This window comes from Burkholderia torrens (genome assembly GCF_984668525.1).
The window spans coordinates 3,409,115-3,434,447 of record NZ_OZ480211.1; the positions used below are offsets into that span (position 1 = coordinate 3,409,115).

The window sequence follows — 25,333 nt, forward strand, 5'->3', positions numbered from 1 at the left end:
GGACGGGCCGCGCGCATCGCGCCGCGGCCCTTGCCGGCCTGCCGCGCGGCGTGAATGCCGCGTGCGCCGTCATACGGGCCAGAGCGGCCCTTCCTGCATCGCGCCGATCTGCTCGCGCAACTCGAGCACGCGCGCTTCCCAGTAGCGATGCGTGTTGAACCACGGGAAGGCGGCGGGAAACGCGGGATCGTCCCAGCGCCGCGCGAGCCATGCCGCGTAGTGGATCAGCCGCAGCGTGCGCAGCGCTTCGACGAGATGCAGCTCGCGCGGCTCGAATTCGCAGAAATCCTCGTAGCCGGCGAGCAGGTCCGCCAGCGCGCGCGACGCGCCTTCGCGATCGCCCGGCAGCAGCAGCCACAGATCCTGGATTGCCGGCGCCATCCGGCTATCGTCGAAGTCGACGAAATGCGGGCCCGCATCGGTCCACAGCACGTTGCTCGGGTGGCAGTCGCCGTGCGTGCGCAGCAGGCGGATGTCGCCCGCGCGCTCGAACGCGGCCTCGACGCCTTCCAGCGCGAGCGCGACGGCCGTCTCGTACGCCGGTCGTACGTCATCCGGAATGAAATCGTGCGCGAGCAGGTAGTCGCGCGGCTCATGGCCGAACGTTTTGATGTCGAGCACGGGACGCGCGACATAGGGTTGCGTCGCGCCGACCGCGTGAATCCGGCCGATGAAGCGGCCGAGCCATTCGAGCGTGTCGCTGCGGTCGAGATCGGGTGCGCGCCCGCCGCGCCGCTCGAAGATCGAGAAGCGGAAGCCGTCGAACGCGTGCAGCGTGCGGCCGTCGAAGGTGCGCGCAGGCACCGCCGGAATCTCGCGCGCGGCGAGTTCGGCGACGAAAGCGTGCTCTTCGAGAATCGCGTCGTCCGACCAGCGCGCCGGGCGATAGAACTTCGCGACGACCGGCGGGCCGTCTTCGATGCCGACCTGGTAGACGCGGTTTTCGTAGCTGTTGAGGGCGAGCAGGCGCCCGTCGGTGCGCAGGCCGGCCGGCATCAGCACGCTGTCGAGCGCGTCGAGCACGCACTCGGGCGTGAGGCCGGCGAACGGCGGGCTGGCGGGAGAAGCGGGAGCGGAAGTGGCGTCTGTCATGCCCCGCATTGTGCCGCCAGCCGGACCGAAAGACGAGCGTCCGGTGCGATGTGCGCTTAGTGAAGCGCCGCGCCGGCCGGCAGGACGGATTCGCCGGTGTCGATCAGATCCTCGAGAAAGAACGGCTCGGTGTTGAGTTCTTTCGAATCACCCGGCACGCCCGCGTACCAGGTCACCATGGCCATGTCGCCCAGGATGCGCTGGACGATACCGCGCGCGCCCTTCGGCACCGCGATATGGGTAGTGCAGACAATCGACCCGATATGCATGATGGTTCCCCACTCTTGAATCTTGAAACCCGGCCCGCTGGCGAGCCGGCAAATGCACGATCCGCGCCGCTCTCGGAGGAGCGTTGCGCGTGATCCCATTGTTCACGGTTTATCGAAGCGCGAAAAGAAGAAGAAGCAGGCGAAGTGCCGCGAATTCGTCGAATGTCTCCAATCAACCACTGCGCCGGGCAGGCACTTGCCCGCCCGGTCACCCCCATCATACCCTGTCGAATGTGACTGCCCGCCGAAACCGCCCGGCACTGCGACGCGCACGGGATCGACGCACTGCTGCGTCGTTCGCGATGCAACACCGCCGACAGTGATTGCGCTCGATGGCTGCCTTGCGGTACCTTAGGCTTTCATTCGCGTTCAATCGCATTCCGACACGATGCATCCGCTCACGTCCGCCCTCGCAAAATCCCGGCCGCAGTTCGACTCGCGGCCGCAGGCGTGCGCGCATCCGTCGGTTCTTCCTCCTCCTGTCGCACCGCCGCTCGTCGGCGCCGCGCCGCCCCCTCCGGCAGCGCGCGCCGGCTGACCAGCCGGCTTCCGTTTCGTCTTCCATTCGCCCCCGTCGGCTTCAGTGCATGCGTCGTCACGCATCGCACGTTGCTGCGCGCGCGAATGGAACGTTCCGATCCGTTCGACAGGTGGATTCACATGGTTTCGTTCAAACGCGCGCTTGCCGCGCATGGCGCGACGTCGCTCTTCGTGCTGCTGTGGAGCAGCGGCGCGATCTTCTCTGAACTCGGTCTGCGTCACGCGTCCGCGTTCGCCTTTCTCACCGCACGCTTCGCACTCGCGTCGCTCGTGCTGCTCGCGCTGGCCTTCATGCGCAAACGCTGGCTGCCGCCGCGCGGCGAGCGGCGCATGGCCGCGCTGACCGGCTTGCTGATGATGGGCGGCTATTCGATCTTCTACCTGCTCGCACTCGAGCGCGGGATCGCGCCCGGTGTGCTCGCAACGATCCTCGGCGTGCAGCCGATCCTCACGCTCGCGATCGTCGAGCGGCGCTGGCAGCCCGTGCGCGTCGCGGGGCTCACACTGTCGCTGGCCGGGCTCGCGCTCGTCGTGTGCCGTGGCGCGAGCGGCGGCGCGGGCGGCCTGTCGGCTGCCGGCATCGCGTGTGCGCTCACCGCCCTCGTCGCGCTGACCGCCGGCTCGCTGCTGCAAAAGCGCGTACGCGCGGCACCTGCCGACGTGCTGCCGCTGCAGAATGCGATCGGCCTCGCGCTGTGCGTCGCGATCGTGCCGTTCCGGCCGGTGTCGTTCGAGATGAGCTGGGCATTCGTCGTCCCGCTGCTGTGGCTCGGCATCGTGATTTCGGTGATCGCGCAACTGCTGTTCTACCGGTTGATGCAGCGCGGCGATCTCGTCAACGTGACGAGCCTGTTCTATCTCGTGCCCGTCGTCACCACGCTGATGGATGCCGTGTGGCTCGGCAACCGGCCGGAGCCGCTCGCGCTCGCCGGCATGGGCGCGATCATCGCGGGGCTCGTGCTCGTGTTCCGCGCATCGGCCACCCGCGCGCAACCCGGGCGCGCGTAAGCGAGCGGGCCGCCGCGCCTGCGGATGCGACGGCCCGCATCGGACACATACGATGATTCCGCGAAAATCGAAAGGAACGAGAAAGATCCGTGCAAGACATTCGTCCGACTTGCAGGAAAAACGCGTGATTCACGCGGCTTTCCGCCGATTTTTAATGGTTCGGATAGCGAAAAGCGCCGCCGGTTGCCTATACTCGAATTGACCGCCCCGCTCGCAACGGGTCGGACAACACTAGAAACACCCGGCATGGGGCCGAATCAAGCGCTGATGCGCTGACCTCGGTCAAGACCTGGAGACACGCATGACGACCTATTTCACGATCGGCGACTTCATCCTGTTGATCCCGATGGCGCTGGCCGGAGCGCTATTTCTCGGCGCGGTACCGTGCGCAACCGAATTTCGTCACAACCTGCTACGCGTGCTCGGCGTCATCCTCGGCGTCGGCGTCGCGGTGCTGCTCGTTGAAGGCCTGCCCGCGCTGATCTAGCGCGACACGACAGCCGGCGCATCACGCGCATCGCTGCACCGCAGCGATGCGCTGTGCTGCCCGCCAGCCCGTGATACGGCACGTGACGTTGTTTCGCATGCCGTATCGACTTCCGGTCAGATCGCCTGATCGGTGGACGGCTTTTCCCACAGATTGATGCCGCCTTCGGTCGCGTAACGGTCGATCTCCGCGAGTTCCTCTGCCGAGAATTCGAGGTTCTTCAGCGCGCCGACGTTTTCGCGCACCTGCTCCGCGCGGCTCGCGCCGATCAGCGCAGACGTCACGCGGCCGTTGCGCAGCACCCACGCCAGCGCCATCTGCGCGAGGCTCTGCCCGCGTCGTTCGGCAATCGCGTTGAGCTTGCGCACATGCTCGAGATTGTCCGCGCTCAGGTGATCCTGCTTCAGCGAGCCGCCGCCCGGCTTGTTCACGCGCGCGTCGGCCGGCACGCCGTTCAGGTACTTCGACGTGAGCAGGCCCTGCGCGAGCGGCGTGAACGCGATGCTGCCCGCGCCGACGTCGTCGAGCGTGCCGAGCAGATCCTCTTCGATCCAGCGGTTCAGCAGGTTGTACGACGGCTGGTGGATCAGCAGCGGCACCTTGTATTGCGCGAGCAGCTCGGCCATCTCGCGCGTCTTCGCGGCCGAATAAGACGAGATGCCGATGTAGAGCGCCTTGCCCTGCTGCACGGCCGACGCGAGCGCGCCTGCCGTTTCCTCGAGCGGCGTGTGCGCATCGAAGCGGTGCGAATAGAAGATGTCGACGTAGTCGAGCCCCATCCGCTGCAGGCTCTGGTCGAGGCTCGCGAGCACGTACTTGCGCGACCCGCCGCCGCTGCCGTACGGCCCCGGCCACATGTCCCAGCCGGCCTTCGTCGAGATCAGCAGTTCGTCACGATACGGCCGGAAATCCTCCTTCAGCAGCCGCCCGAAGTTGGTCTCGGCGCTGCCGTACGGCGGCCCGTAGTTGTTCGCGAGATCGAAGTGGTTGATGCCGAGGTCGAACGCGGTGCGCAGGATCTCGCGCTGCGTCGAGATCGGCGTCGTGTCGCCGAAGTTGTGCCACAGGCCAAGCGACAGGGCGGGCAGTTTGAGCCCGGATTTGCCGCAGGTGCGGTACTGCATGCCGGCATAACGTTCGGAAGCTGCTTCGTAGGCCATGAGTCTGTTCCGTCAGGACATCGGGGGAAGGGACGCGCGCCGGCCGCACACATGGCGCGACGGCGGCGAAGGAGTCATACGACGACTATGGTAGCGAAAGCGGCCGGATCGCGCACGGCGGCACGGCGATGGACGCGACCGCGGTCGTCGCCTACACTGCGGCGTCTCGAATCACCGTTTCAGCGAGGTTGGTATGTCCCGGGTCATCTCGGTTGCACTGCTCGTCGGCGGCGTCCTGCTGCTGTACTTCGGCGGCCAGTCGTTCCATTCGATCAACGACAACGTGTCGCGCTTCTTCACCGGTTCGCCCGCGACGAAGACGATCCTGCTGATCGTCGGCGGCGCCGTCGCATCGTTCATCGGCCTGATCGGCCTCGCGATGCCGGGCGGCAAGCGCTGACGCGCGCCGTCGCGCGGCGCACGCACGGCCCGCGCACCCATCACGCACGCGGGTCGCATCAAACGAAACGGGCGGCCAGGCCGCCCGTTGCTTCATTCGCCGGCGATGCGTCGCATCGCCTGGACATCGCGGCGTCACCGCGCCGCCCGATTCGCACCTAGAACTGCACTTCCGGCTTCGACGCCGAGCGCGTGCCGGGCATCGGCCGGTTGCTCGCGCCGTGGTACGTGTACACGAGCGAGAATTTCACCTGGTCGGAGCGGTTCTGCCCGGCCGAATGCAGCGTGTTGCTGTGGAAGAACACGACGTCGCCGGTCTGCAGCGACGGGCACGTGGCCGCGTCGATCATCCTGCGGTTCTCCGGCAGGTCGCTGCGGAAGAACTTCGCGTCGTCGAACGCTTCCGGCCCGAATTCGGCCGTATGCGAACCCGGCACCAGCCACAGCGCGCCGTTCTCGTTCGTTTCCGGCCCCAGCGCGAGCCACACCGACACCATGTCCGGACGCGCGAACGACCAGTAGCGGAAATCGCGATGCCAACCCGTCAGGCTGCCGTACGCCGGGTGCTTCGTCATCATGCAGTTGTGATGCGCGCGCGACAGCACGGGCTCCTCGCCGAAATACTCGCGCATCCACGCGCCGATTTCGGGCGCAACCGCGCGCTCGGCGAACGCCGGATCGCGCGAGTACGCGTCGAGCAACCGCCGCACCGTGTGCCCGCCCGGCGCATGCTTCGACTCGGGCGCGCCCGGGTAGCGCAGGTCGGCCTCGAATTCGATCGGTTCGGCGGCCTCACGCAACTGGCGCTCCGCGATCTGCCTGAGCGTCGCGCACTGCTGCTCGCCGACGAGGCCACGCGCGACGACGAAGCCGCGCTCGCGCAATTCCGCGACTTGCGCGCGGATCGATTCCAACTGCAATGGAGACGACATGGGATGCCAGACGTTTATTGTGTGAATGTGACGATTGTAAATCGGCGCCGGATGCCGCGAACAGCACCATTGCCGTACGCAGGGGCATGCCAATCGCGGATTTGATCCGGCTCAAGGGAACTGTTCGCCGCAGCACCTGCCTCACCGACAGGCGGTATGCGGCACACGCCTTGTGGCACAAGGGTTTATCGCGACTTTTGCCCGTCATGAATCCCCTGTAGCCTGTCGCGGCCTGTCAATTCTGGCGGGCGCGGCGCGCAGCGAGTTTCAGTAAGATCCGTTGCGCAATCCGAGGCCGTTCATACCAGTGCGCTCTGCAGAGCGCCACCCATACAAGCAAAGCATCGTTCACATGCCATTCCGTCTGACTTCCCGTTTCAACCGCGCTGCGAAGCGCGTCGTGCCGCCCGCTCCTGCCCGTTCGCTGCGCCATCACCGCGCCCGCACGCAGGCGCTGGCCGAGCGCGCGCCCGCACACAGCCGGCTGGACGGCATCCGCGCGTGGTTCCACGCATTTTTCTCGATGATGAGCACGCAGGCGTTCGCCCGCCGTGCCGGCCTGCGCTCGCTGCTGCAGAAGCCGTCGTCGCTGCGCGCGCTCGCGCTGCGCCGTGCGCTCGGCCCGCAGCGCCGCGTCAACCGCCCGCGCCGCCTCGCGGCCAGCAACGGCTGGTTCGGGTTCGGCGCGCGCTGAACGCACACCGGCGGGCACGGCCCGCGACGATCGCCGCCGTCGTGCCGGCGGTCGAAGCCCATAAAAAAACCCCGGCAAGCCGGGGTTTTTCTTTGCGGGCGAACGACGCTTACGCGACGCGTGCCGTCGGCTCGACGCCGGCCGCTTCGGCCAGTGCGAGCGCCTTGTCGGTCGCTTCCCACGAGAATTCCGGCTCTTCACGGCCGAAGTGGCCGTAGGCAGCGGTCTTCTCGTAGATCGGACGCAGCAGGTCGAGCATCTTGATGATGCCCTTCGGACGCAGGTCGAAATGCTCGCGCACGAGCTTCGTGATCACCGCATCCGACACGCGGCCCGTGCCGAACGTGTTGACCATCACCGAGGTCGGCTCGGCGACGCCGATCGCGTACGACACCTGGATCAGCGCGCGCGACGCGAGGCCGGCGGCGACGATGTTCTTCGCGACGTAGCGGCCTGCATAAGCAGCCGAACGGTCGACCTTCGACGGATCCTTGCCCGAGAACGCGCCGCCGCCGTGCGGTGCGGCACCGCCATACGTGTCGACGATGATCTTGCGGCCGGTCAGGCCGCAATCGCCCTGCGGGCCGCCGATCACGAACCGGCCGGTCGGGTTCACGAGGAACTTGATGTCGCCCTTGATCAGGTCGGCCGGCAGCGTCGGCTTGATGATTTCCTCGATCACGGCTTCGCGCAGCGCCGGCAGTTCGATGTCCGGTGCGTGCTGCGTGGACAGCACGACGGTGTCGATCGAATCGGGCTTGCCGTCGACGTAGCGGACGGTGACCTGCGACTTCGCGTCCGGGCGCAGCCATTGCAGGCGGCCGTCGCGGCGCAGGCTGGCCTGGCGCTCGACGAGGCGGTGCGACAGGTAGATCGGCAGCGGCATCAGTTCCGGCGTTTCGTCGCATGCATAGCCGAACATCAGGCCCTGGTCGCCCGCGCCTTGGTCGAGGTTGTCGTCGTGTGCACGATCGACGCCCTGTGCGATGTCCGGCGACTGCTTGTCGTACGCGACGAGCACCGCACAACCCTTGTAGTCGATGCCGTAGTCGGTGTTGTCGTAGCCGATGCGCTTGATGGTGTCGCGCGCGATCTGGATGTAATCGATGTTGGCCGTCGTGGTGATTTCACCGGCCAGAACGACGAGACCCGTGTTGCACAGCGTTTCAGCCGCAACGCGGGAATATTTGTCCTGCTCGAGGATGGCGTCGAGAATCGCGTCCGAGATTTGGTCCGCGACTTTGTCCGGATGGCCTTCGGAGACGGATTCGGACGTGAAGAAATAATCGTTTGCCACTTTTTCAGGCTCCTGTGTGGTTACGGGTGGTTTCACGTAGCCAGCTTCGTTGGGCCTGAAGCGGCGACGCTTTAGCGGATTACCAGGACCGGGCAGTGCGTGTGGCACCAGCCGGCTTCGCCCCGCAAGTTGTCAGTTAACTCGGCGAAGACCGTATTATAGCGGCTTTCCTGAATTGTCACAGAGCGCCGCCCGTGCTGCATCTTCCGCCGTCTTACCACCCTGTTCGCAACGTGCCGGCCAGCCTGCCCTACGGAGATTCCGCATGCTAGGCCGCCTCGGCACGCACCTCGCCATCGGCTTGCTGAAGCTGCTCGCGCTGCTGCCGTACGGTCTGACCGCACGGTTCGGCGATGGCCTCGGCTGGCTGCTGTATCAGATCCCCAGCCGGCGAAAGCGCATCGTACATACGAATCTGAAACTCTGCTTCCCCGACTGGAGCGACGAGCGGCGCGAGGAAGTGGCGGGCAAGCATTTCCGCCATGCGATCCGCAGCTACGTCGAGCGCAGCTACCAGTGGTTCGCGTCGGAAGCGGCCTACCGCAAGCTGTTTACGATCGAGAGCGAGATCGACCTCACCGATCCCGACATGCCGCCGACCCTCTTGCTCGGGTTCCATTTCGTCGGCATCGAGGCCGGTTCGATGGCGATCAACCTCGCGCTCGACCGTCCGTGCGGCTCGCTCTACACGCCGATGAAGAGCCCGGAAATCGAAGCCGCGGCCAAAGCCGGCCGCAGCCGCTTCGGCGCGGAACTCGCGAGCCGGGCCGACAGCGCGCGAACCGTGCTGCGCTGGCTGCGCGACCGCAAGCCGGTGATGCTCGGCGCCGACATGGACTACGGGCTGCGCAACTCGACGTTCGTGCCCTTCTTCGGCGTGCCGGCCTGCACGCTGACGGCCGTCGGCCGGTTCGCAAAGACGGGCCACGCGCAGGTCGTGCCGTTCATCGGCGAGGTGCTGCCGAACTACAAGGGCTACCGTCTGAAGGTATTCAAGCCGTGGGATAACTACCCGACCGGCGACGACGATCTCGACGCGCGGCGCATGAACGCGTTCCTCGAGGAACAGATCCCGCTGATGCCGGAGCAGTACTACTGGGTCCACAAGCGCTTCAAGACGCGCCCGCCCGGCGAGCCGAGCCTGTACTGACCCTGCCGCGCGGCATGCGCGGGCGCGCCGTCAAGTGCGCGCCTGCGCTCTCGCCACCTTCGGCGCGCCCTTCGCGCGCGCCCGCCACAGATCGTGGGCCGACTGCTGCGCGAGCCACAGATCGGCCCTTCCGCCGTTTTCCTCGCCGAGCCACGCCTCGAGGCGCAGCGCCATTTCCGGCGAGATGCCGGCATGGCCGTGCAGGATCCGCGACAGCGCGGCACGTGTCACGCCGAGCTGCGACGCGGCCTCCGTGACGGTCAGGCCGAGCGCCGGCAGCACGTCGTCGCGCAGCGTTTCGCCCGGGTGGGGTGGGTTGAAGATGCGAGTCATGGCTTGAATCACCTCAGTGGTAGTCCTGGTAATCGACCAGAATGACGTCGGAGCCCTCGAACCGGAACGTCAGCCGCCAATTGCCGTTGACGCCGACTGCGTAATATCCGTCCAGCCCGCCGGCGAGGCCGTGAAAGCGCCAGCCGGGCACATTCATGTCGCACGGCGTGCCGGCGACATCGAGGCGCGCCAGCATGCGCCGCAGCCGGGGCGCGTGATCGGGCCGAATGCCCGCCTTGCTCCCGGTGACGAAAAACGCTTCCAGTCCCTTGTGTACCCATGACTTGATCATGGACCTCCCACACTCGAGCGCGACGTCGACAGCATGGCTCGAATGTGTATAGCCAGACTATACGAATCACTTGATTTCCCTGTCAATTTGACCTGTACGAAAAAGCTCGTCCGAGTCGCCCCATACCTTCGTCGTGCATTCGGGCACGAATCGCCAGCCCGCCTCCGTTGCGCCCGCTACACCACGCCAATTTGTTCGCTCGCCACGTCCCTGACCAGTCGACCAATCGACAGATGCCGCCCGTCCGGCCTACCGAAGCGCCCCGAAGCACCATCCCCGCGCAGGACGCCCCAGTCGGCTGCATGTATCATTTGCGGTTGAGATCTGCACGACGAACGAAGCCGCCCGGCATGGCCGCCGGCCGTTCGCACCGTGCCGACCGCCTTGTTCGCCATGGAATTCCGGACCCAGTGAAACTCTCGTTCACCAAGATGCACGGCGCGGGCAACGACTTCGTCGTGCTCGACGGCTATTCGCGCGCGTTGCCGCCGCTCACCGAAGCGCAGGTGCGCGCACTCGCCAACCGTCACTTCGGCATCGGCGCCGACCAGTTGCTGCTCGTCGAGAAACCGACCGTCGACGGTGCGGATTTCAAGTACCGGATCTTCAATTGCGACGGCGGCGAGGTCGAACACTGCGGCAACGGCGCGCGCTGCTTCGTGAAGTTCGTCAGCGACCGCGGCCTGACCGACAAGCGCAGCGTGCGCGTGCAGGTCATGAAGGGCCTGATCACGCTGACGCTGCAGGACAACGGTGAAGTCGTCGTCGACATGGGCGCGCCCGTGTTCGCGCCGGCGCAGGTGCCGTTCGACGCGTCGGGCCTCGACGGCCGCCACGAAGGCCGCGACACGCTGTGGCCGCTCGACGCCGGCGGCGCGACGCGCTGGATCTCGACGGTGTCGATGGGCAACCCGCATGCGGTGCAGGTCGTCGACGATGTCGAGGCGTACCCGGTGCTGGAAGAAGGCCCGCTGATCGAGCGCCATGCGCGCTTCCCGCAGCGCGTGAACGCCGGCTTCATGCAGATCGTGTCGCGCAACGAAGTGAAGCTGCGCGTGTACGAACGCGGCGCGGGCGAGACGCTCGCGTGCGGCACCGGCGCGTGCGCGGCGGTCGCGGCCGGCATCCGGCGCGGCCTGCTCGATTCGCCCGTGACCGTGCACACCCACGGCGGCACGCTGACGATCGGCTGGGACGGCGCGCGCGACGAAGCCGCCGCGCTGATGATGGCCGGCCCCGCCGCGACCGTGTTCGAAGGCGAGATCGACCTGAACGCCTGACCCTGCAACGTCCTTGATAACTGAACGCGCCAGCCACATGAACGATCGCGAAGTCGCCGACTACCTGCTCGCCAATCCCGAATTCTTCGCGCAGCACGCCGAACTGCTCGCGACGATCCGTCTCGCGAACCCGCACGGCAAGGCCGCGATCTCGCTGCAGGAGCGGCAGATGGAGATGCTGCGCGACAAGAACAAGCATCTCGAGCGCCGGCTCGCCGAGCTCGTGCGCTACGGCCACGAGAACGACAGCCTGTCCGCGAAGTTCAGCCGCTGGACCGCACGCGTGATCGCGGAACGCGATCCCTACGCGCTGCCGCGCACGATCGCCGACGGCATCGCCGACGTGTTCGACGTGCCGCAGACGGCGCTGCGCGTGTGGGATGTCGCCGACACCTACGCGCAGGCCGACTTCGCGCGCCAGGTCGGCGAGGAAGTGCGCCTGTTCACGAACGGGCTGTCGACGCCGTACTGCGGCGCGAACACGGGCTTCGAAGCCGCGCAATGGCTCGCGCCCGCGCTCGCCGCGCCGGCCGCGAACGCGGCGGAAGGCGCCGAAGCCGCACCGGCCGGCGACGGCTCGGCCACGTCGGTCGCGCTGCTCGCGCTGCGCACGCCGCTCGGCGGCACCGATGCGCCCGCGTTCGGCCTGCTCGTGCTCGGCTCGCCCGATCCGCGCCGCTTCCACGACGGAATGGCCACCGACTTCCTCGCGCAGATCGCGACGCTCGCGAGCGCCGCGCTCACGCGCCTGCTGCCGCACTGATCCGCCGCACGCGATGACCGACGATCCGATCGCCGCCTACCTGTCGAACCTGAAACACGTCAGGCAGCTGTCGGAACACACGCTGCGCGCGTACACGCACGAACTCGACGAGCTGAAGAAGCTCGCGTCCGGCCGGCCGCTCGACGCATTGACGGCCGCCGACATGCGCGGCGCGGTCGCGCGCGCGCATGCGGGCGGGCTGTCCGCGCGGTCGATCTCGCACCGCCTTTCGGCATGGCGCGCGTTCTACCGCTGGCTCGCGCAGCGCATCGAGATGCCCGCGAACCCGGTGGCCGCGGTGCGCGCGCCGAAACGCCCGAAGACCTTGCCGAAGGCGCTGTCGGTCGACGACGCGTCCGCGCTGATGGACGCGCCGCTCGCCGGCACGACCGAAGGCATCCGCGATCACGCGATCCTCGAGCTGTTCTATTCGTCGGGGCTGCGCCTCGCCGAGCTGATCGGGCTCGACGTGATGTACACGCAGGCCGACGGCTACCGTTCGACCGGCTGGCTCGATCTCGCCGAAGCCGAAGTCACCGTGCGCGGCAAGGGCAACAAGGAACGCAAGGTGCCGGTCGGCCGCAAGGCGATCGACGCGCTGAACGCGTGGCTCGCGGTGCGCGGCGAATTCGTGAAGCACGACCCGCATCCGCTGTTCGTATCGGTGCGCGGCAACCGGATGTCGCCGGGCGTCGTGCGCGAGCGCGTGAAGCGCGCGGCGCTCGCCGCGGGCATCCCCGCCAACGTCCATCCGCACGTGCTGCGCCACTCGTTCGCGACACACGTGCTGCAGTCCAGCGGCGACCTGCGCGCGGTGCAGGAACTGCTCGGCCACGCGAGCGTCGCCGCGACCCAGGTCTATACGTCGCTCGATTTCCAGCATCTCGCGAAGATTTACGACAGCGCGCATCCGCGTGCGAAGAAGCGCGACTGACGCGCTTCCCGTGTTACCCGCCGCGCGCGGCGACCGATCGCGGTCGGCCTCCGTCGCGGCTCATTTCGATCTCATCATGCAAACCGTCACCCTCAAGCCGTCCAAGGAAAAATCGCTGCTGCGCCGCCATCCGTGGGTCTATGCGAATGCGATCGACCGCGTCGACGGCAAGCCCGCGCCCGGCGCGACCGTGCTCGTGCGCGCACACGACGGCCGCTTCCTCGCGCGCGGCGCGTACAGCCCGCAGTCGCAGATCCGCGTGCGCGTGTGGAGCTTCGACGAGCACGAGCCGATCGACCACGCGTTCTTCAAGCGCCGCGTGCAGCGCGCGGTCGCGCACCGCACGACGATGGTGTCGGGCACGGGCGCGGTGCGGCTCGTGTTCGGCGAAGCCGACGGGCTGCCGGGCCTGATCGTCGACTACTACGTCGCGGACACCGCCGAAGCCGGCGCGGCGCCGCGCGGCCAGCTCGTCTGCCAGTTCATGGCCGCGGGCGTCGAAGCGTGGAAGGACGCGATCGTCGCGGCGCTCTCCGGCGCGACGGGCTGCCCGAACGTGTACGAGCGCTCGGACGTGTCGATCCGCGACAAGGAAGGGCTCGAACAGACGACCGGCGTGCTGGCCGGCGACGCGCCGCCCGCGACGCTGATCTCGAACGAAAACGGCGTGCGCTATCACGTCGACGTGCCGAACGGCCACAAGACGGGCTTCTACGTCGACCAGCGCGACAACCGCGCGCTGGTCGCGCAGTACGCGGCCGACCGCGACGTGCTGAACTGCTTCTGCTACACAGGCGGGTTCTCGCTCGCGGCGCTCAAGGGCGGCGCGAAACGCGTCGTGTCGATCGACTCGTCGGGCGATGCGCTCGCGCTCGCGCAGCAGAACGTCGTCGCCAACGGCTTCGACGCCGAACGCGCGACCTGGCTCGACGCCGATGCGTTCAAGACGCTGCGCCGCCTCGTCGACGAAGGCGAGCGTTTCGACCTGATCGTGCTCGATCCGCCGAAGTTCGCGCCGACCCGCGACAGCGTCGACCGGGCGGCACGCGCGTACAAGGACATCAACCTGAGCGGCTTCAAGCTGTTGCGCCCGGGCGGCCTGCTGTTCACGTACTCGTGCTCGGGCGCGATCGACATGGACCTGTTCCAGAAGATCGTCGCGGGCGCGGCCGCCGACGCGAAGGTCGATGCGCGCATCCTGAAGCGGCTCGGCGCGGGCGTCGATCACCCGCTGCTCGCCGCGTTCCCGGAAGGCGAATATCTGAAGGGCCTGCTGTTGCAAATCGTCTGATCGCCCCGATCTACGCGCGTAACCGTCCGCCGGCCGCGGCCTGGCGCCCGGCGGATCAGCGCTTTCGCCTGTCGTTCGGACGACGGGCGAGGGCTTGACAGGTATGTTTCAATGGATGGTTGTGCGCCCCGGCTGACAAAGCCCCGGGCGCGACGCACATCCTGGTTTTGACCCCGATTCACGAACCACAGGCGACCGACATGGCCACTCCCGTCACCATCCTTACCGGCTTTCTCGGCAGCGGCAAGACGACGCTGCTCAAGCGCATCCTGAACGAACAGCACGGCATGAAGATCGCCGTGATCGAGAACGAGTTCGGCGAAGAGAACATCGACAACGAAATCCTCGTGCAGGATTCGAACGAGCAGATCATCCAGATGAGCAACGGCTGCATCTGCTGCACGATCCGCGGCGATCTCGCCCGCGCGCTCGGCGATCTCGCCGCGAAGAAGCGCGAAGGCAAGCTCGACTTCGACCGCATCGTGATCGAGACGACCGGCCTCGCGAACCCGGGCCCCGTCGCGCAAACTTTCTTCATCGACAGCGAAATCGCCGACGACTTCCTGCTCGACGCGGTCATCACGCTGGTCGACGCGAAGCACGCGAACGCACAGCTCGACGAACACGAAGTCGTGCAGCGCCAGGTCGGTTTCGCCGACCGCCTGTTCATCACGAAGTCGGACCTCGTCGACGACCAGACCGTCGCCGGCCTCAAGCACCGCCTGATGCACATGAACCCGAAGGCCGCGATCAAGGTCGTGAACTTCGGTGAAGCCGATATCAAGGAAATCTTCGACCTGCGCGGCTTCAACCTGAACGCGAAGCTCGAGATCGACCCCGACTTCCTCGCCGAAGACGACCACGCGCATCACGACCACGATCACGGCCATGATCACGATCACGCCGGTTGCGACCACGATCACGGCCAATGCGCGCACGATCACGACCACGGCCACCACCATCACCACCACGCGCACCACGACGACAAGATCAAGTCGTTCGTGTACCGCAACGACCGCCCGTTCGACCCGAACAAGCTGGAAGACTTCCTCGGCGGCATCCTGCAGATCTACGGCGAGCGGATGCTGCGCTACAAGGGCGTGCTGTACATGAAGGGCGTCGACCGCAAGGTCGTGTTCCAGGGTGTGCACCAGATGATGGGCAGCGACCTCGCGGCGAAGTGGCTGCCGGTCGAGAAGAAGACCAACAAGATGGTGTTCATCGGCGTCGACCTGCCGCAGGACCTGATTACCGACGGCCTCGACGCCTGCCTCGCCTGACGCGCGCGGGCACCGGCCGCGCACCGCGTCGCCCGGCCGCCTCTTCCGGTGGCCGAGGCGCCCGCGCGGCGCCGTTTTCGGGCAGGGTTTCGCCGTCATCGCTTTTTCGCGATTTGCGCGTTATATTTTCTAGATATTGGCGCAGCCGACGGGGATCGACCCGATACGGCGCCCGCTTGCGATTCAGTTACAATACGTGCCCGCTGGAGTACGGCAACAAACAGGCCCGGTTCTTGCTGAACCAGTTTTCCGGGCATCGCAACCGCGCCGGATCGCCAATCCGCCTCCCGGCCGCGGCCGATGCGATGTGCCGCGCAGCACACCGGTTCGCAGCGCGCGCAACTCCGCGCCAGGCCTATCCTGGTATTTGAGAACCGGTTTTCCAGAGGCTTTCGGCCCCGCGGCGGCAAATCGCAAATGAATGCAAACGCGGTTGCGGGTAATCCCAAAGTGCAGGCAATATCTCTCGATTTGCCGCACATTGAAGAAGCAAGCAGATGACGAAGAAACTCTTGACCGAAGCCGAAATCCTGAAGATGAGCGACAAGGATTACATGAATGAGGATCAGCTCGCCTTCTTCAAAAATCGGCTCGAACAGTTGCAGGCGGACATCCTCAAGAATGCAGGCCAGACGACCGAGAACCTGCGCGAGACGGTGATCGTGCCCGATCCCGCCGATCGTGCGACGATCGAGGAAGAGCACGCGCTCGAACTGCGTACGCGCGATCGCGAACGCAAGCTCCTCAAGAAGGTTCAGCAGTCGCTCGCCCGCATCGATTCCGGCGATTACGGCTGGTGCGAGGAAACCGGCGAGCCGATCGGCATTCCGCGGCTGCTCGCCCGTCCGACCGCCACGCTGTCGCTCGAGGCGCAGGAGCGCCGCGAGTTGCGCCAGAAGCTGTTCGGCGACTGATCGAGCGGCGTTCCGCTCAGACACGCTGCTTCCCGAAAGCGCGCGGCCTGCCGCGCGCTTTTTGTTTTTCCGGCACCGGCTCCCGGTTGGCCGGCTTTCCGATTTGCCTCCCGCCTCTTGATATCCCCGCGCCCGCCCTAAAATGAAACGGACGCGCGCCGGGCCGCTCCCCGGCGCACTGCGGATTCACGCGGCGGCGCCTCGCGCCGCCCGACTCTTCCCCGTTTTTCTCAAGGAACGCAGATGGAGCAATTTCACGGCACGACCATCGTTTCGGTCCGGCGCGGCGACAAGGTCGCGCTCGGCGGCGACGGCCAGGTAACCCTCGGCAACATCGTCATGAAGGGTGGCGCGCGGAAAGTGCGGCGGATCTACAACAACCAGGTTCTGGTCGGATTCGCGGGCGGCACCGCCGATGCGTTCTCGCTGCTCGACCGCTTCGAGGCGAAGCTCGAGAAGCACCAGGGCAACCTGACCCGTGCGGCCGTCGAGCTCGCGAAGGACTGGCGCACCGACCGGATGCTGCGCCGCCTCGAGGCGATGCTGATCACGGCCGATGCCACCACCACGCTCGTGATCACCGGCAACGGCGACGTGCTCGACCCCGAAGGCGGCATCTGCGCGATCGGCTCCGGCGGCGCGTACGCGCAGGCCGCGGCCCGCGCGCTCGTCGAGAACACCGAGCTGTCGCCGCGCGAGATCGTCGAGAAGTCGCTCGGGATCGCCGGTGACATGTGCATCTACACGAACCACAACCGCATCATCGAAACGATCGAGTAAGGACACCCCATGAGCACCATGACCCCTGCCGAGATCGTCTCGGAACTCGACAAGCACATCATCGGCCAGGCGAAGGCGAAGAAGGCCGTCGCCGTGGCGCTGCGCAACCGCTGGCGCCGTCAGCAGGTCGCCGACCCGCTGCGCCAGGAAATCACGCCGAAGAACATCCTGATGATCGGGCCGACGGGCGTCGGCAAGACCGAAATCGCGCGCCGCCTCGCGAAGCTCGCCGATGCGCCGTTCATCAAGATCGAGGCGACCAAGTTCACCGAGGTCGGCTACGTCGGCCGCGACGTCGACAGCATCGTGCGCGACCTGATCGAAATCTCGGTCAAGCAGACCCGCGAAACCGAGATGCGCAAGGTGCGCAGCAAGGCAACCGACCAGGCGGAAGACCGCATCCTCGACATCCTGCTGCCGCAGCCGCGCGCGGTGGGCTTCGGCGGCAACGCCGACCACGCGAACGACGATAACAACGCGACGCGCCAGACGTTCCGCAAGCGCCTGCGCGAAGGCCAGCTCGACGACAAGGAAGTCGAGCTCGACCTCGAGCAGCCGTCGGTCGGCATGGACATCATGGCGCCGCCGGGGATGGAAGAGATGACCGAGCAGATCCGCTCGATGTTCTCGAACCTCGGCAGCGGCAAGAAGCAGCGCCGCAAGGTGAAGATCAAGGAAGCGCTGAAGCTGCTGACCGACGAGGAAGCGGCGAAGATGCTGAACGAAGAGGAAGTGAAGACGAAGGCCGTGCAGAACGTCGAGCAGAACGGCATCGTGTTCCTCGACGAGATCGACAAGATCACGTCGCGCAACAACGAAGGCAGCGGCGGCGAAGTGTCGCGCCAGGGCGTGCAGCGCGACCTGCTGCCACTCGTCGAAGGCACGACGGTCAACACGAAGTACGGGATGGTGAAGACCGATCACATCCTGTTCATCGCGAGCGGCGCGTTCCACCTCGCGAAGCCGAGCGACCTGATTCCCGAACTGCAGGGCCGCTTCCCGATCCGCGTCGAGCTCGACTCGCTGTCGGTGAACGATTTCGAAGCGATCCTCGTCGCGACCGACGCGAGCCTCGTCAAGCAGTACCAGGCGCTGCTCGCGACCGAAGACGTGCAGCTCGAATTCGCCGAAGACGGCATCCGCCGGCTTGCGGAGATCGCGTTCGCGGTCAACGAGAAGACCGAGAACATTGGCGCGCGCCGACTGTACACGGTGATCGAGAAGCTGCTCGAGGAAGTGTCGTTCTCGGCCGGCAACCACGCCGGCGAGCGCGTGACGATCGACGCGAAGTATGTCGACCGCGCACTCGGCGAAGTGTCGCAGGACGAAGACCTGTCGCGCTACGTGCTGTAACGCGCGCGGCGCCGGATACGAAACGGGCGGCCCCTTCAGCGGGGCCGCCCGTTTTCGCTGGTGCGCCGCTTACTGCCGCACCGGCTTCTTCGCGAGCTTGCGCTGCAGCGTGCGGCGGTGCATGTTCAGCGCACGCGCGGTCGCCGAGATGTTGTTGTTGTTCTCGGCCAGCACGCGCTGGATGTGCTCCCATTCGAGCCGGTCGACCGACAGCACGACCGGGTTCTCGAGCGCCTCGTCGGCCTGCACTTCGGTCGCGTTGGTCTGCAGCGCGGCCAGGATCGACTCGACGTTCGCCGGCTTCGCGAGATAGTTGTCGGCGCCTTCCTTCACGGCCTGCACGGCCGTCGCGATGCTCGCGTAGCCGGTCAGCACCAGGATCCGCGCGTCGGGCTGCAGGTCGCACAGCGGCGCGATCAGGCTCAGGCCCGAATCCTCGCCGAGATGCAGGTCGACGGTGATGAACTGGAACTTGCCGCCGGCGGCGAGCCGCAGCGCCGCCTCCTTGTCGTGCGCCTGCTGGACCGCGTAACCGCGGCGCTCGAGGCCGCGCGCGAGCGTGCCCGCGAACACCTCGTTGTCGTCGATCACCAGGAAATTGTTCTCGCTCATGTGGTTTCTCCGTCTACGTGTTGGTTGAGGCGGCCGGCGCCGCGACGCGCACGACCGGCAGGCGCAGCACGGCCCGCGTGCCGCGCGCGGCGGTCGCAGCGGCCGGGCGGCTGTCCGGCGAGCCGGCCGGCCGGTCGGCTGCACGTTCGCCCGGGCGCTGGCCCGTGCGCGGTCCCGATACGGCAGCGGCGTGGCCATTCGCCGCACCGCCGGCCCGCCCGTTGCCGCCCGCCGCACGCGGCACGACATCGGACAGTTCGATCTCGCCGCCGAGCCGCGCGGCCGCACTGAACGCGAGATACAGGCCGACCCCGTGCCCGCCCTGCGTGCTGTCGACCGGCATCGCGCCGAGCGATTCGCGCAGCGAGGCCGGAATGCCGGGCCCGTCGTCGCATACCTCGAATTCGATCTCGTCGGCCGTGCCGCCATGCGCGACCTTCGCGGCCAGCGTCACGCGCTGCGGGCTCGCGCGCGCGGCGTTGTCGAGCAGGATCGTCAGGATCTGGCCGGCCGCGACCGTATCGTCAAGCGCGACACCGGCCGGACGCGCGCCGAGCAGCTCGAACTGCACATGCGGATGCCGCAGGCGCCAGTGCTCGACGAACGTGTCGAGCCAGTCGTCCACCGGCTGGCGGCTCGCCGGCGCGCTCGCGCGGCTGCGCAGGCGCGCGAGCGCCGACGTGCAGAGCGTCATCTGCTCTTCAAGCACCTTCAGGTCGGCTTCGTAGCGCGCGAGCCCCGGATCGGCGCGCGCCGCGTCGCGCAGCTCTTCGGCGAGCATCGCGATCGTCGACAGCGGCGTGCCCATCTCGTGCGCGACGGTGGCGGCCTGCACGCCGAGCGCAACGGCGCGCTCGTCACGCAGCAGGTGCTGTTGCGCCTCGCCGAGCGCCGCATCGCGCTGGCGCAGCGCATTCGACATGCGCGCGACGAACCACGCGATCAGCCCGACGCTCACCATGAAGTTCGCCCACATGCCGGTACGGTAGTAGTCGAACAGGTTCGCCGGATTGTCCATGTTGAGCGGCACCGAATCGAAGCCGAGCGCCGCGTAGCACGCGACCGCGAACGCCGCGAGCCAGATCATCAGGTGCCACGGCAGCACGGCCGCCGCGATCGCGAGCGACGGCAGGTACAGCGACACGAACGGGTTGGTCGTGCCGCCCGACAGGAACAGCAGCGCCGACAGCGCGCCGAGGTCGACCCACAGCTGGCCGAGCAGCTCGAAATTGGTCTCGGGCCGCGCGCGCAGCACGCGCACCCAGGTCAGCGCGTTGAAAACGATTTCGAGCGCGATGACCATCAGCATCGCCGGCAGCGGCAGATGCACGCCGAAATAGGTCTGCACGACGCCGATCGTCACGAGCTGGCCGATGATCGCGAGATTGCGAAGCCAGAACAGGTGACTGAGGTTGACGCGCCCGGTGGTGGTGATTCGTTGCATCCGAGCAGTTTACCCGTTTAGCGGCCGGCGCCTCTAGCGGGGCCGGATCGGTGCGCTGGGCCGATGCCGTCAGCCGGTCGCGCCGGCCATGCGCTGCGCGATCTCGTCGGCGAGGCACTCGGGGCAGCGGCAGCGCGCGCCGGCCGCCGGTTGGGCGCCGCCGGGCAGCACCGGCATCGACGCGCACCAGCAGTCGAACGGCTGCGTCTGCGCGCCGCAGTCGAAGCCGCGCCCGCAGTGCGGGCAGCGCGCGCGGCGCGGGGCGGAACGGGCGTCGGCGGCGGGATCGGTCATGGCGCAATCGCGGAAACGGGCGGGAAGTCGCCCCACGCGACAAGCATAGCGCGGCGAACGGATTTTGCACGCCGGCCGCCCGGCCGCAGCCCATCGCAGACGCACGCGCGCCGGCCCGCCGGCGACACCCGCGCGCCGCCGCCGGAATCGCGCCGCGCCATAGCCGGCGGGCCGCCGCGCGCGGTGCCGGGTTCGCGCCGCCGGTGTTCCGGCCCGTCCAAAAACCCGATGCTGCGCTGCGCCACTCCTGTACAATTCGCCGTGTTTCAACCGTTCCCAGCCAGAGCCGCCGCCATGTCCGAGCCCATCGACCTCTCGCAGATCGCCCCCACGCTGAAAGCAGAAATCCTCGCCGAGGCGCTGCCGTACATCCGCCGTTACCACGGCAAGACCGTGGTCATCAAATACGGCGGCAACGCGATGACGGAAGAGCGGCTCAAGCAGGGCTTCGCGCGCGACGTGATCCTGCTGAAACTGGTCGGCATCAACCCGGTGATCGTCCACGGCGGCGGTCCGCAGATCGATCACGCGCTGAAGAAGATCGGCAAGGCCGGCACCTTCATCCAGGGCATGCGCGTCACCGACGAAGAGACGATGGAAGTCGTCGAGTGGGTGCTGGGCGGCGAAGTGCAGCAGGACATCGTGATGCTGATCAACCACTTCGGCGGCCACGCGGTGGGCCTGACGGGCAAGGACGGCGGCCTGATCCACGCACGCAAGCTGCTGATGCCGGATCGCGACAACCCGGGCCAGTACATCGACATCGGCCAGGTCGGCGAAGTCGAGGCGATCAACCCGGCGGTCGTGAAGGCGCTGCAGGACGACGCGTTCATCCCGGTGATCTCGCCGATCGGCTTCGGCGAAGACGGCCTCTCGTACAACATCAACGCCGATCTGGTCGCGGGCAAGCTCGCGACCGTGCTGAACGCCGAGAAGCTGCTGATGATGACCAACATCCCCGGTGTGATGGACAAGGACGGCAACCTGCTGACCGATCTGTCCGCGCGCGAGATCGACGCGCTGTTCGAGGACGGCACGATCTCTGGCGGCATGCTGCCGAAGATCTCGTCGGCGCTCGACGCGGCAAAGAGCGGTGTGAAGTCGGTGCACATCGTCGACGGCCGGATCGAGCATTCGGTGCTGCTGGAAATCCTGACCGAGCAGCCGTTCGGCACGATGATCCGCTCGCATTGAGCGCGCGCCGCCCGCCCTCCTCTCCCGATCTGCCGGCGTCATTGCGACGCCGGCGCATTTCCCGCAGCCGGCCGCGCGCCGGCGCGCCCGTCTGGCTGTTCGATCTCGACAACACGCTGCACCACGCGTCGCATGCGATCTTTCCCGAGATCAACCGTGCGATGACGCAATACATCATCGACACGCTGCAGGTCGAGCGTGCCGAAGCCGACCGCCTGCGCATCGGCTACACCGAGCGCTACGGCGCCGCGCTGCTCGGCCTCACGCGCCACCATCCGATCGACCCGCACGACTTCCTGCGCGTGGTCCACACGTTTTCCGACCTGCCCGCGATGGTGCGCGCGGAGCGCGGCCTCGCGCGCATCGTCGCCGCGCTGCCGGGCCGCAAGCTGATCCTGACCAACGCGCCGGAGAATTACGCGCGCGCGGTGCTGCGCGAGCTGCGCATCGAGCGGCTGTTCGAGCGCGTGATCGCGATCGAGCACATGCGCGACCGCCGTGCGTGGCGCGCGAAGCCCGATCACACGATGCTGCGCCGGACGCTGCGGGCCGCGCATGCGCGGCCCGCCGACGCGATCCTCGTCGAGGATACGCGCGGCCACCTGAAGCGCTACAAGCGTCTCGGCATCGGCACGGTATGGATCACCGGCCACCTGCCGGGCCATTTGCCGGTTACCGGGCGTCCCCACTATGTCGACCAGCGCATTCGTTCGTTAAAATCGCTGCGACTGGGCACACGATCGGGGCGACAAAAATGCAGCCGACTTACCCGCAGGACCAAGCCGTAACGGAAAGCCAGGCCACACCCTCCCGCCCGCGCCCGAAGCCGGGCGAGCGCCGCGTCATGATCCTGCAGACGCTCGCAGCGATGCTCGAGGCACCGAAACCCGAGAAAATCACGACGGCCGCGCTCGCGGCCCGGCTCGAGGTTTCGGAAGCCGCGCTGTACCGGCACTTCACCAGCAAGGCGAAGATGTACGAAGGGCTGATCGAGTTCATCGAGCAGGCGCTGTTCGGGCTCGTCAACCAGATCGTCGCGAAAGAGCCGAACGGCGTGCTGCAGGCGCGCACGATCGCGCTGACGATGCTCAATTTCGCCGCAAAGAACCCGGGGATGACGCGCGTGCTGACCGGCGAGGCGCTGGTCGGCGAGGACGAGCGGCTGACCGAGCGCGTGAACCAGTTGCTCGATCGCATCGAGGCGACCGTCAAGCAATGCCTGCGCGTCGCGCGTACCGAGGCGAATGCGCCGCAGGACGGCGCGACGCCGTTCGTGCTGCCGGCCGACTACGATCCCGCCGCCCGCGCGAGCCTGCTCGTCAGCTACGTGATCGGCCGCTGGCACCGCTTCGCGAAGGGCGGATTCCAGAAGCCGCCGGGCGAGCAGGCCGATGCGCACCTGCGGCTGATCCTGCAGTGATGCGACGCTGGCGGCACGCCACGCCATGCCCGCCGGAATCCGCGTCCCGCAATTTCCGCTATACTTTGCCGACTTGCCGCCCCTCGGGTGGCAGGTCGGAAGCGCGCCGATTTGCTGACTCGATTGCGGGCGCGCGAACCGGCCGGGGCGTAGAAGTTGTCCGTGTCCCGGCGGTTCACTACAAATGCGGCTAAAGAGGTCGTCAGCCGCGCATCTCCGACTCCGCGCTTCGCCGACACCATTTAGCTGCCCAGTCATAAGGCGGAACGAATGGAATCGATCGGCATCGTCGCTCCACAGACCATGCACTTCGCCGAACCGCTGCGCTTGCAAAGCGGCAGCGTGATCGGCAACTATCAGCTCGTCGTCGAGACGTACGGCGAACTCAACGCCGCGCGCTCGAACGCGGTGCTCGTCTGCCACGCGCTCAACGCGTCGCACCACGTCGCCGGCGTCTACGCGGACGATCCGCGCAGCACCGGCTGGTGGGACAACATGGTCGGCCCGGGCAAGCCGCTCGACACCAACCGCTTCTTCGTGATCGGCGTGAACAACCTCGGCTCGTGTTTCGGCTCGACCGGCCCGATGAGCATCGACCCGTCCACCGGCAAGCCGTACGGCGCAAGCTTTCCGGTGGTGACCGTCGAGGATTGGGTGCATGCGCAGGCGCGCGTGGCCGACGCGTTCGGCATCGAGCGCTTCGCCGCGGTGATGGGCGGCAGCCTCGGCGGGATGCAGGCGCTCGCGTGGAGCCTGATGTATCCGGAGCGCGTCGCGCACTGCATCGACATCGCGTCGACGCCGAAGCTGTCCGCGCAGAACATCGCGTTCAACGAGGTCGCGCGCTCGGCGATCCTGTCCGATCCCGACTTCCACGGCGGCGACTACTACGCGCACGGCGTGAAGCCGAAGCGCGGCCTGCGTGTCGCGCGGATGATCGGCCACATCACCTACCTGTCCGACGACGACATGGCCGAGAAATTCGGCCGCGCGCTGCGCCGCGCCGACGGCGCGCTCGACGCCTACAACTTCAGCTTCGACGTCGAGTTCGAGGTCGAGTCGTACCTGCGCTACCAGGGCGACAAGTTCGCCGACTACTTCGACGCGAACACGTACCTGCTGATCACGCGCGCGCTCGACTACTTCGACCCGGCAAAGGCGTTCGACGGCAACCTGACGGCCGCGCTCGCGCACACGCAGGCGAAGTACCTGATCGCAAGCTTCTCGACCGACTGGCGCTTCGCGCCCGCCCGCTCGCGCGAAATCGTGAAGGCGCTGCTCGACAACAAGCGCACGGTCAGCTACGCGGAAATCGACGCACCGCACGGTCACGACGCATTCCTGCTCGACGACGCGCGCTATCACAACCTGCTCCGCGCGTATTACGAACGAATCGCCAACGAGGTGGGCGCATGAACCAGCAAGCGCTGAATTCCCTGTCCGCACGCGCGGACTTCCGCACGATTGCGCGCTGGGTCGAACCGCGCTCGACGGTGCTCGACCTCGGCTGCGGCGACGGCTCGCTGCTCGCGCTGCTGATGGAAGAACTGGATGTGACCGGCTACGGAATCGAGCTGAACGACGCGGGCGTGCTCGCGAGCGCGAAGAACGGCATCAACGTGATCCAGCAGAACCTGGAAGACGGCCTGCGCCTGTTCGAGGACCACAGCTTCGACATCGCGATCCTGTCGCAGACTTTGCAGACGATTCACCAGACGGCCGCGATCCTGCGCGAAACCGCGCGGGTCGGGCGCGAATGCATCGTGTCGTTCCCGAATTTCGGTTACTGGCCGCACCGGCTGTCGGTGCTCAACGGCCGGATGCCGGTGTCGAAGTCGCTGCCTTATCAGTGGCACAACACGCCGAACGTCCGGGTGCTGACGATCGAGGATTTCGAGGCGCTCGCGCCCGAAGTCGGCGTGACGATCCTCGACCGCGTCGTGCTGCACGAAGGCCAGCCGATTCGATGGGGAGCGAACTGGCGTGGTAGTCTTGCTGTCTATCGCGTCAAGCGCAGCTGAGCCGGGGGGCCGTTGACGGACGCCGACGGTCCGCACGCACGTGCGGCCGCGCTCCTGTGCTACCCGCGCCGCCTGCGCTGCCGCCGCAATCAGTCAACGC

At 67.1% G+C, this 25,333-nt stretch carries 28 protein-coding genes; 18 read left to right on the forward strand and 10 right to left on the reverse strand.

Translation table 11 applies throughout. The annotated features are described in order from the left end of the window. Window positions 1–69: 69 nt before the first annotated feature. Both AC5LXX_RS15830 and AC5LXX_RS15835 read right to left on the reverse strand, forming a co-directional pair. The gene (locus tag AC5LXX_RS15830; protein ID WP_493410057.1) at window positions 70–1,092 is read right to left on the reverse strand and encodes a serine/threonine protein kinase; all 1,023 of its coding nucleotides are present in this window, start codon (window positions 1,090–1,092) and stop codon (window positions 70–72) included. Between the two features lie 56 nt (window positions 1,093–1,148). Then, window positions 1,149–1,361: a hypothetical protein gene (locus AC5LXX_RS15835; RefSeq protein WP_124455744.1), complete on the reverse strand. Its 213-nt coding sequence runs from the start codon at window positions 1,359–1,361 to the stop codon at window positions 1,149–1,151. A 660-nt stretch (window positions 1,362–2,021) separates the two neighbouring features. Between AC5LXX_RS15835 and AC5LXX_RS15840 the strand changes: the two genes are divergently transcribed. Continuing rightward, window positions 2,022–2,909, forward strand: coding sequence for a DMT family transporter (locus AC5LXX_RS15840; protein ID WP_493410058.1), 888 nt, complete (start codon window positions 2,022–2,024; stop codon window positions 2,907–2,909). Window positions 2,910–3,210: 301 nt separating this feature from the next. Beyond that, window positions 3,211–3,396, forward strand: coding sequence for a hypothetical protein (locus tag AC5LXX_RS15845; protein ID WP_011353526.1), 186 nt, complete (start codon window positions 3,211–3,213; stop codon window positions 3,394–3,396). 116 nt (window positions 3,397–3,512) lie between these two features. Here the strand turns inward: AC5LXX_RS15845 and mgrA are convergent, their stop codons facing one another. Further along, complete coding sequence (mgrA, locus tag AC5LXX_RS15850) at window positions 3,513–4,556, reverse strand: L-glyceraldehyde 3-phosphate reductase (RefSeq protein WP_124455747.1); 1,044 nt, start codon at window positions 4,554–4,556, stop codon at window positions 3,513–3,515. Window positions 4,557–4,749: 193 nt separating this feature from the next. Between mgrA and AC5LXX_RS15855 the strand changes: the two genes are divergently transcribed. Continuing rightward, window positions 4,750–4,956, forward strand: a complete 207-nt coding sequence (locus AC5LXX_RS15855; RefSeq protein ID WP_124455748.1) for a DUF3185 family protein — start codon at window positions 4,750–4,752, stop codon at window positions 4,954–4,956. 157 nt (window positions 4,957–5,113) lie between these two features. On the opposite strand, the gene AC5LXX_RS15860 is transcribed toward AC5LXX_RS15855, so the two are convergent. Continuing rightward, window positions 5,114–5,887: a phytanoyl-CoA dioxygenase family protein gene (locus AC5LXX_RS15860; protein ID WP_493410059.1), complete on the reverse strand. Its 774-nt coding sequence runs from the start codon at window positions 5,885–5,887 to the stop codon at window positions 5,114–5,116. A 352-nt stretch (window positions 5,888–6,239) separates the two neighbouring features. Here AC5LXX_RS15860 and AC5LXX_RS15865 point away from each other — a divergent pair, with 352 nt between their 5' ends. Then, a complete protein-coding gene (locus AC5LXX_RS15865; RefSeq protein WP_493410060.1) occupies window positions 6,240–6,581 on the forward strand; it encodes a hypothetical protein in 342 nt (113 codons plus the stop codon). 109 nt (window positions 6,582–6,690) lie between these two features. Here AC5LXX_RS15865 and metK read toward each other — a convergent pair whose 3' ends face one another. Beyond that, window positions 6,691–7,878, reverse strand: coding sequence for a methionine adenosyltransferase (metK, locus tag AC5LXX_RS15870; protein ID WP_039353866.1), 1,188 nt, complete (start codon window positions 7,876–7,878; stop codon window positions 6,691–6,693). 265 nt (window positions 7,879–8,143) lie between these two features. Between metK and AC5LXX_RS15875 the strand changes: the two genes are divergently transcribed. After that, on the forward strand, window positions 8,144–9,028 hold the full coding sequence (locus tag AC5LXX_RS15875; RefSeq protein ID WP_124455751.1) for a lipid A biosynthesis lauroyl acyltransferase: 885 nt from the start codon (window positions 8,144–8,146) through the stop codon (window positions 9,026–9,028). Between the two features lie 30 nt (window positions 9,029–9,058). On the opposite strand, the gene AC5LXX_RS15880 is transcribed toward AC5LXX_RS15875, so the two are convergent. Further along, entirely contained in the window at window positions 9,059–9,361 is a 303-nt protein-coding gene (locus AC5LXX_RS15880; RefSeq protein ID WP_059232932.1) for a HigA family addiction module antitoxin, read from the reverse strand. A 13-nt stretch (window positions 9,362–9,374) separates the two neighbouring features. After that, the gene (locus AC5LXX_RS15885) at window positions 9,375–9,653 is read right to left on the reverse strand and encodes a type II toxin-antitoxin system RelE/ParE family toxin (protein WP_493410061.1); all 279 of its coding nucleotides are present in this window, start codon (window positions 9,651–9,653) and stop codon (window positions 9,375–9,377) included. 410 nt (window positions 9,654–10,063) lie between these two features. Between AC5LXX_RS15885 and dapF the strand changes: the two genes are divergently transcribed. From dapF to hslU, 8 genes are all read left to right on the forward strand, one after another. Beyond that, entirely contained in the window at window positions 10,064–10,933 is an 870-nt protein-coding gene (gene dapF / locus AC5LXX_RS15890) for a diaminopimelate epimerase (protein ID WP_185658248.1), read from the forward strand. Window positions 10,934–10,970: 37 nt separating this feature from the next. Then, window positions 10,971–11,696 carry a DUF484 family protein gene (locus tag AC5LXX_RS15895; RefSeq protein WP_124455754.1) on the forward strand — a complete coding sequence of 242 codons (726 nt, stop codon included), beginning with the start codon at window positions 10,971–10,973 and terminating at the stop codon, window positions 11,694–11,696. 13 nt (window positions 11,697–11,709) lie between these two features. Beyond that, on the forward strand, window positions 11,710–12,630 hold the full coding sequence (gene xerC / locus AC5LXX_RS15900) for a tyrosine recombinase XerC (protein ID WP_493410062.1): 921 nt from the start codon (window positions 11,710–11,712) through the stop codon (window positions 12,628–12,630). Window positions 12,631–12,706: 76 nt separating this feature from the next. Further along, complete coding sequence (locus tag AC5LXX_RS15905) at window positions 12,707–13,921, forward strand: class I SAM-dependent rRNA methyltransferase (RefSeq protein WP_322082942.1); 1,215 nt, start codon at window positions 12,707–12,709, stop codon at window positions 13,919–13,921. 200 nt (window positions 13,922–14,121) lie between these two features. Then, a complete protein-coding gene (locus tag AC5LXX_RS15910; RefSeq protein ID WP_493410063.1) occupies window positions 14,122–15,201 on the forward strand; it encodes a CobW family GTP-binding protein in 1,080 nt (359 codons plus the stop codon). A 497-nt stretch (window positions 15,202–15,698) separates the two neighbouring features. Then, window positions 15,699–16,115, forward strand: a complete 417-nt coding sequence (gene dksA, locus AC5LXX_RS15915; protein ID WP_006477498.1) for an RNA polymerase-binding protein DksA — start codon at window positions 15,699–15,701, stop codon at window positions 16,113–16,115. 243 nt (window positions 16,116–16,358) lie between these two features. Further along, entirely contained in the window at window positions 16,359–16,895 is a 537-nt protein-coding gene (gene hslV / locus AC5LXX_RS15920) for an ATP-dependent protease subunit HslV (protein ID WP_006477497.1), read from the forward strand. A gap of 9 nt (window positions 16,896–16,904) precedes the next feature. Further along, window positions 16,905–18,248: an ATP-dependent protease ATPase subunit HslU gene (gene hslU, locus AC5LXX_RS15925; protein ID WP_493401852.1), complete on the forward strand. Its 1,344-nt coding sequence runs from the start codon at window positions 16,905–16,907 to the stop codon at window positions 18,246–18,248. 69 nt (window positions 18,249–18,317) lie between these two features. Here hslU and AC5LXX_RS15930 read toward each other — a convergent pair whose 3' ends face one another. The 3 genes from AC5LXX_RS15930 to AC5LXX_RS15940 form a co-directional block, all read right to left on the reverse strand. After that, window positions 18,318–18,860: a response regulator transcription factor gene (locus AC5LXX_RS15930; protein ID WP_021156278.1), complete on the reverse strand. Its 543-nt coding sequence runs from the start codon at window positions 18,858–18,860 to the stop codon at window positions 18,318–18,320. Window positions 18,861–18,873: 13 nt separating this feature from the next. Then, a complete protein-coding gene (locus tag AC5LXX_RS15935) occupies window positions 18,874–20,304 on the reverse strand; it encodes an ATP-binding protein (RefSeq protein ID WP_493410064.1) in 1,431 nt (476 codons plus the stop codon). Window positions 20,305–20,373: 69 nt separating this feature from the next. Continuing rightward, complete coding sequence (locus AC5LXX_RS15940; protein WP_493410065.1) at window positions 20,374–20,598, reverse strand: cysteine-rich CWC family protein; 225 nt, start codon at window positions 20,596–20,598, stop codon at window positions 20,374–20,376. A gap of 294 nt (window positions 20,599–20,892) precedes the next feature. Between AC5LXX_RS15940 and argB the strand changes: the two genes are divergently transcribed. The 5 genes from argB (at window position 20,893) to metW (ending at window position 25,233) form a co-directional block, all read left to right on the forward strand. Continuing rightward, window positions 20,893–21,792: an acetylglutamate kinase gene (gene argB, locus AC5LXX_RS15945; RefSeq protein ID WP_006490510.1), complete on the forward strand. Its 900-nt coding sequence runs from the start codon at window positions 20,893–20,895 to the stop codon at window positions 21,790–21,792. Continuing rightward, the gene (locus AC5LXX_RS15950) at window positions 21,789–22,580 is read left to right on the forward strand and encodes a pyrimidine 5'-nucleotidase (RefSeq protein WP_493410066.1); all 792 of its coding nucleotides are present in this window, start codon (window positions 21,789–21,791) and stop codon (window positions 22,578–22,580) included. Before argB ends, AC5LXX_RS15950 begins: the two co-directional genes overlap by 4 nt. Then, window positions 22,547–23,212: a nucleoid occlusion factor SlmA gene (gene slmA / locus AC5LXX_RS15955; RefSeq protein ID WP_493410067.1), complete on the forward strand. Its 666-nt coding sequence runs from the start codon at window positions 22,547–22,549 to the stop codon at window positions 23,210–23,212. Before AC5LXX_RS15950 ends, slmA begins: the two co-directional genes overlap by 34 nt. Window positions 23,213–23,482: 270 nt before the next feature. Further along, entirely contained in the window at window positions 23,483–24,628 is a 1,146-nt protein-coding gene (gene metX, locus AC5LXX_RS15960) for a homoserine O-succinyltransferase MetX (RefSeq protein ID WP_493410068.1), read from the forward strand. After that, window positions 24,625–25,233, forward strand: coding sequence for a methionine biosynthesis protein MetW (metW, locus tag AC5LXX_RS15965; protein WP_006755281.1), 609 nt, complete (start codon window positions 24,625–24,627; stop codon window positions 25,231–25,233). Before metX ends, metW begins: the two co-directional genes overlap by 4 nt. The last annotated feature ends 100 nt before the right edge of the window (window positions 25,234–25,333 follow it).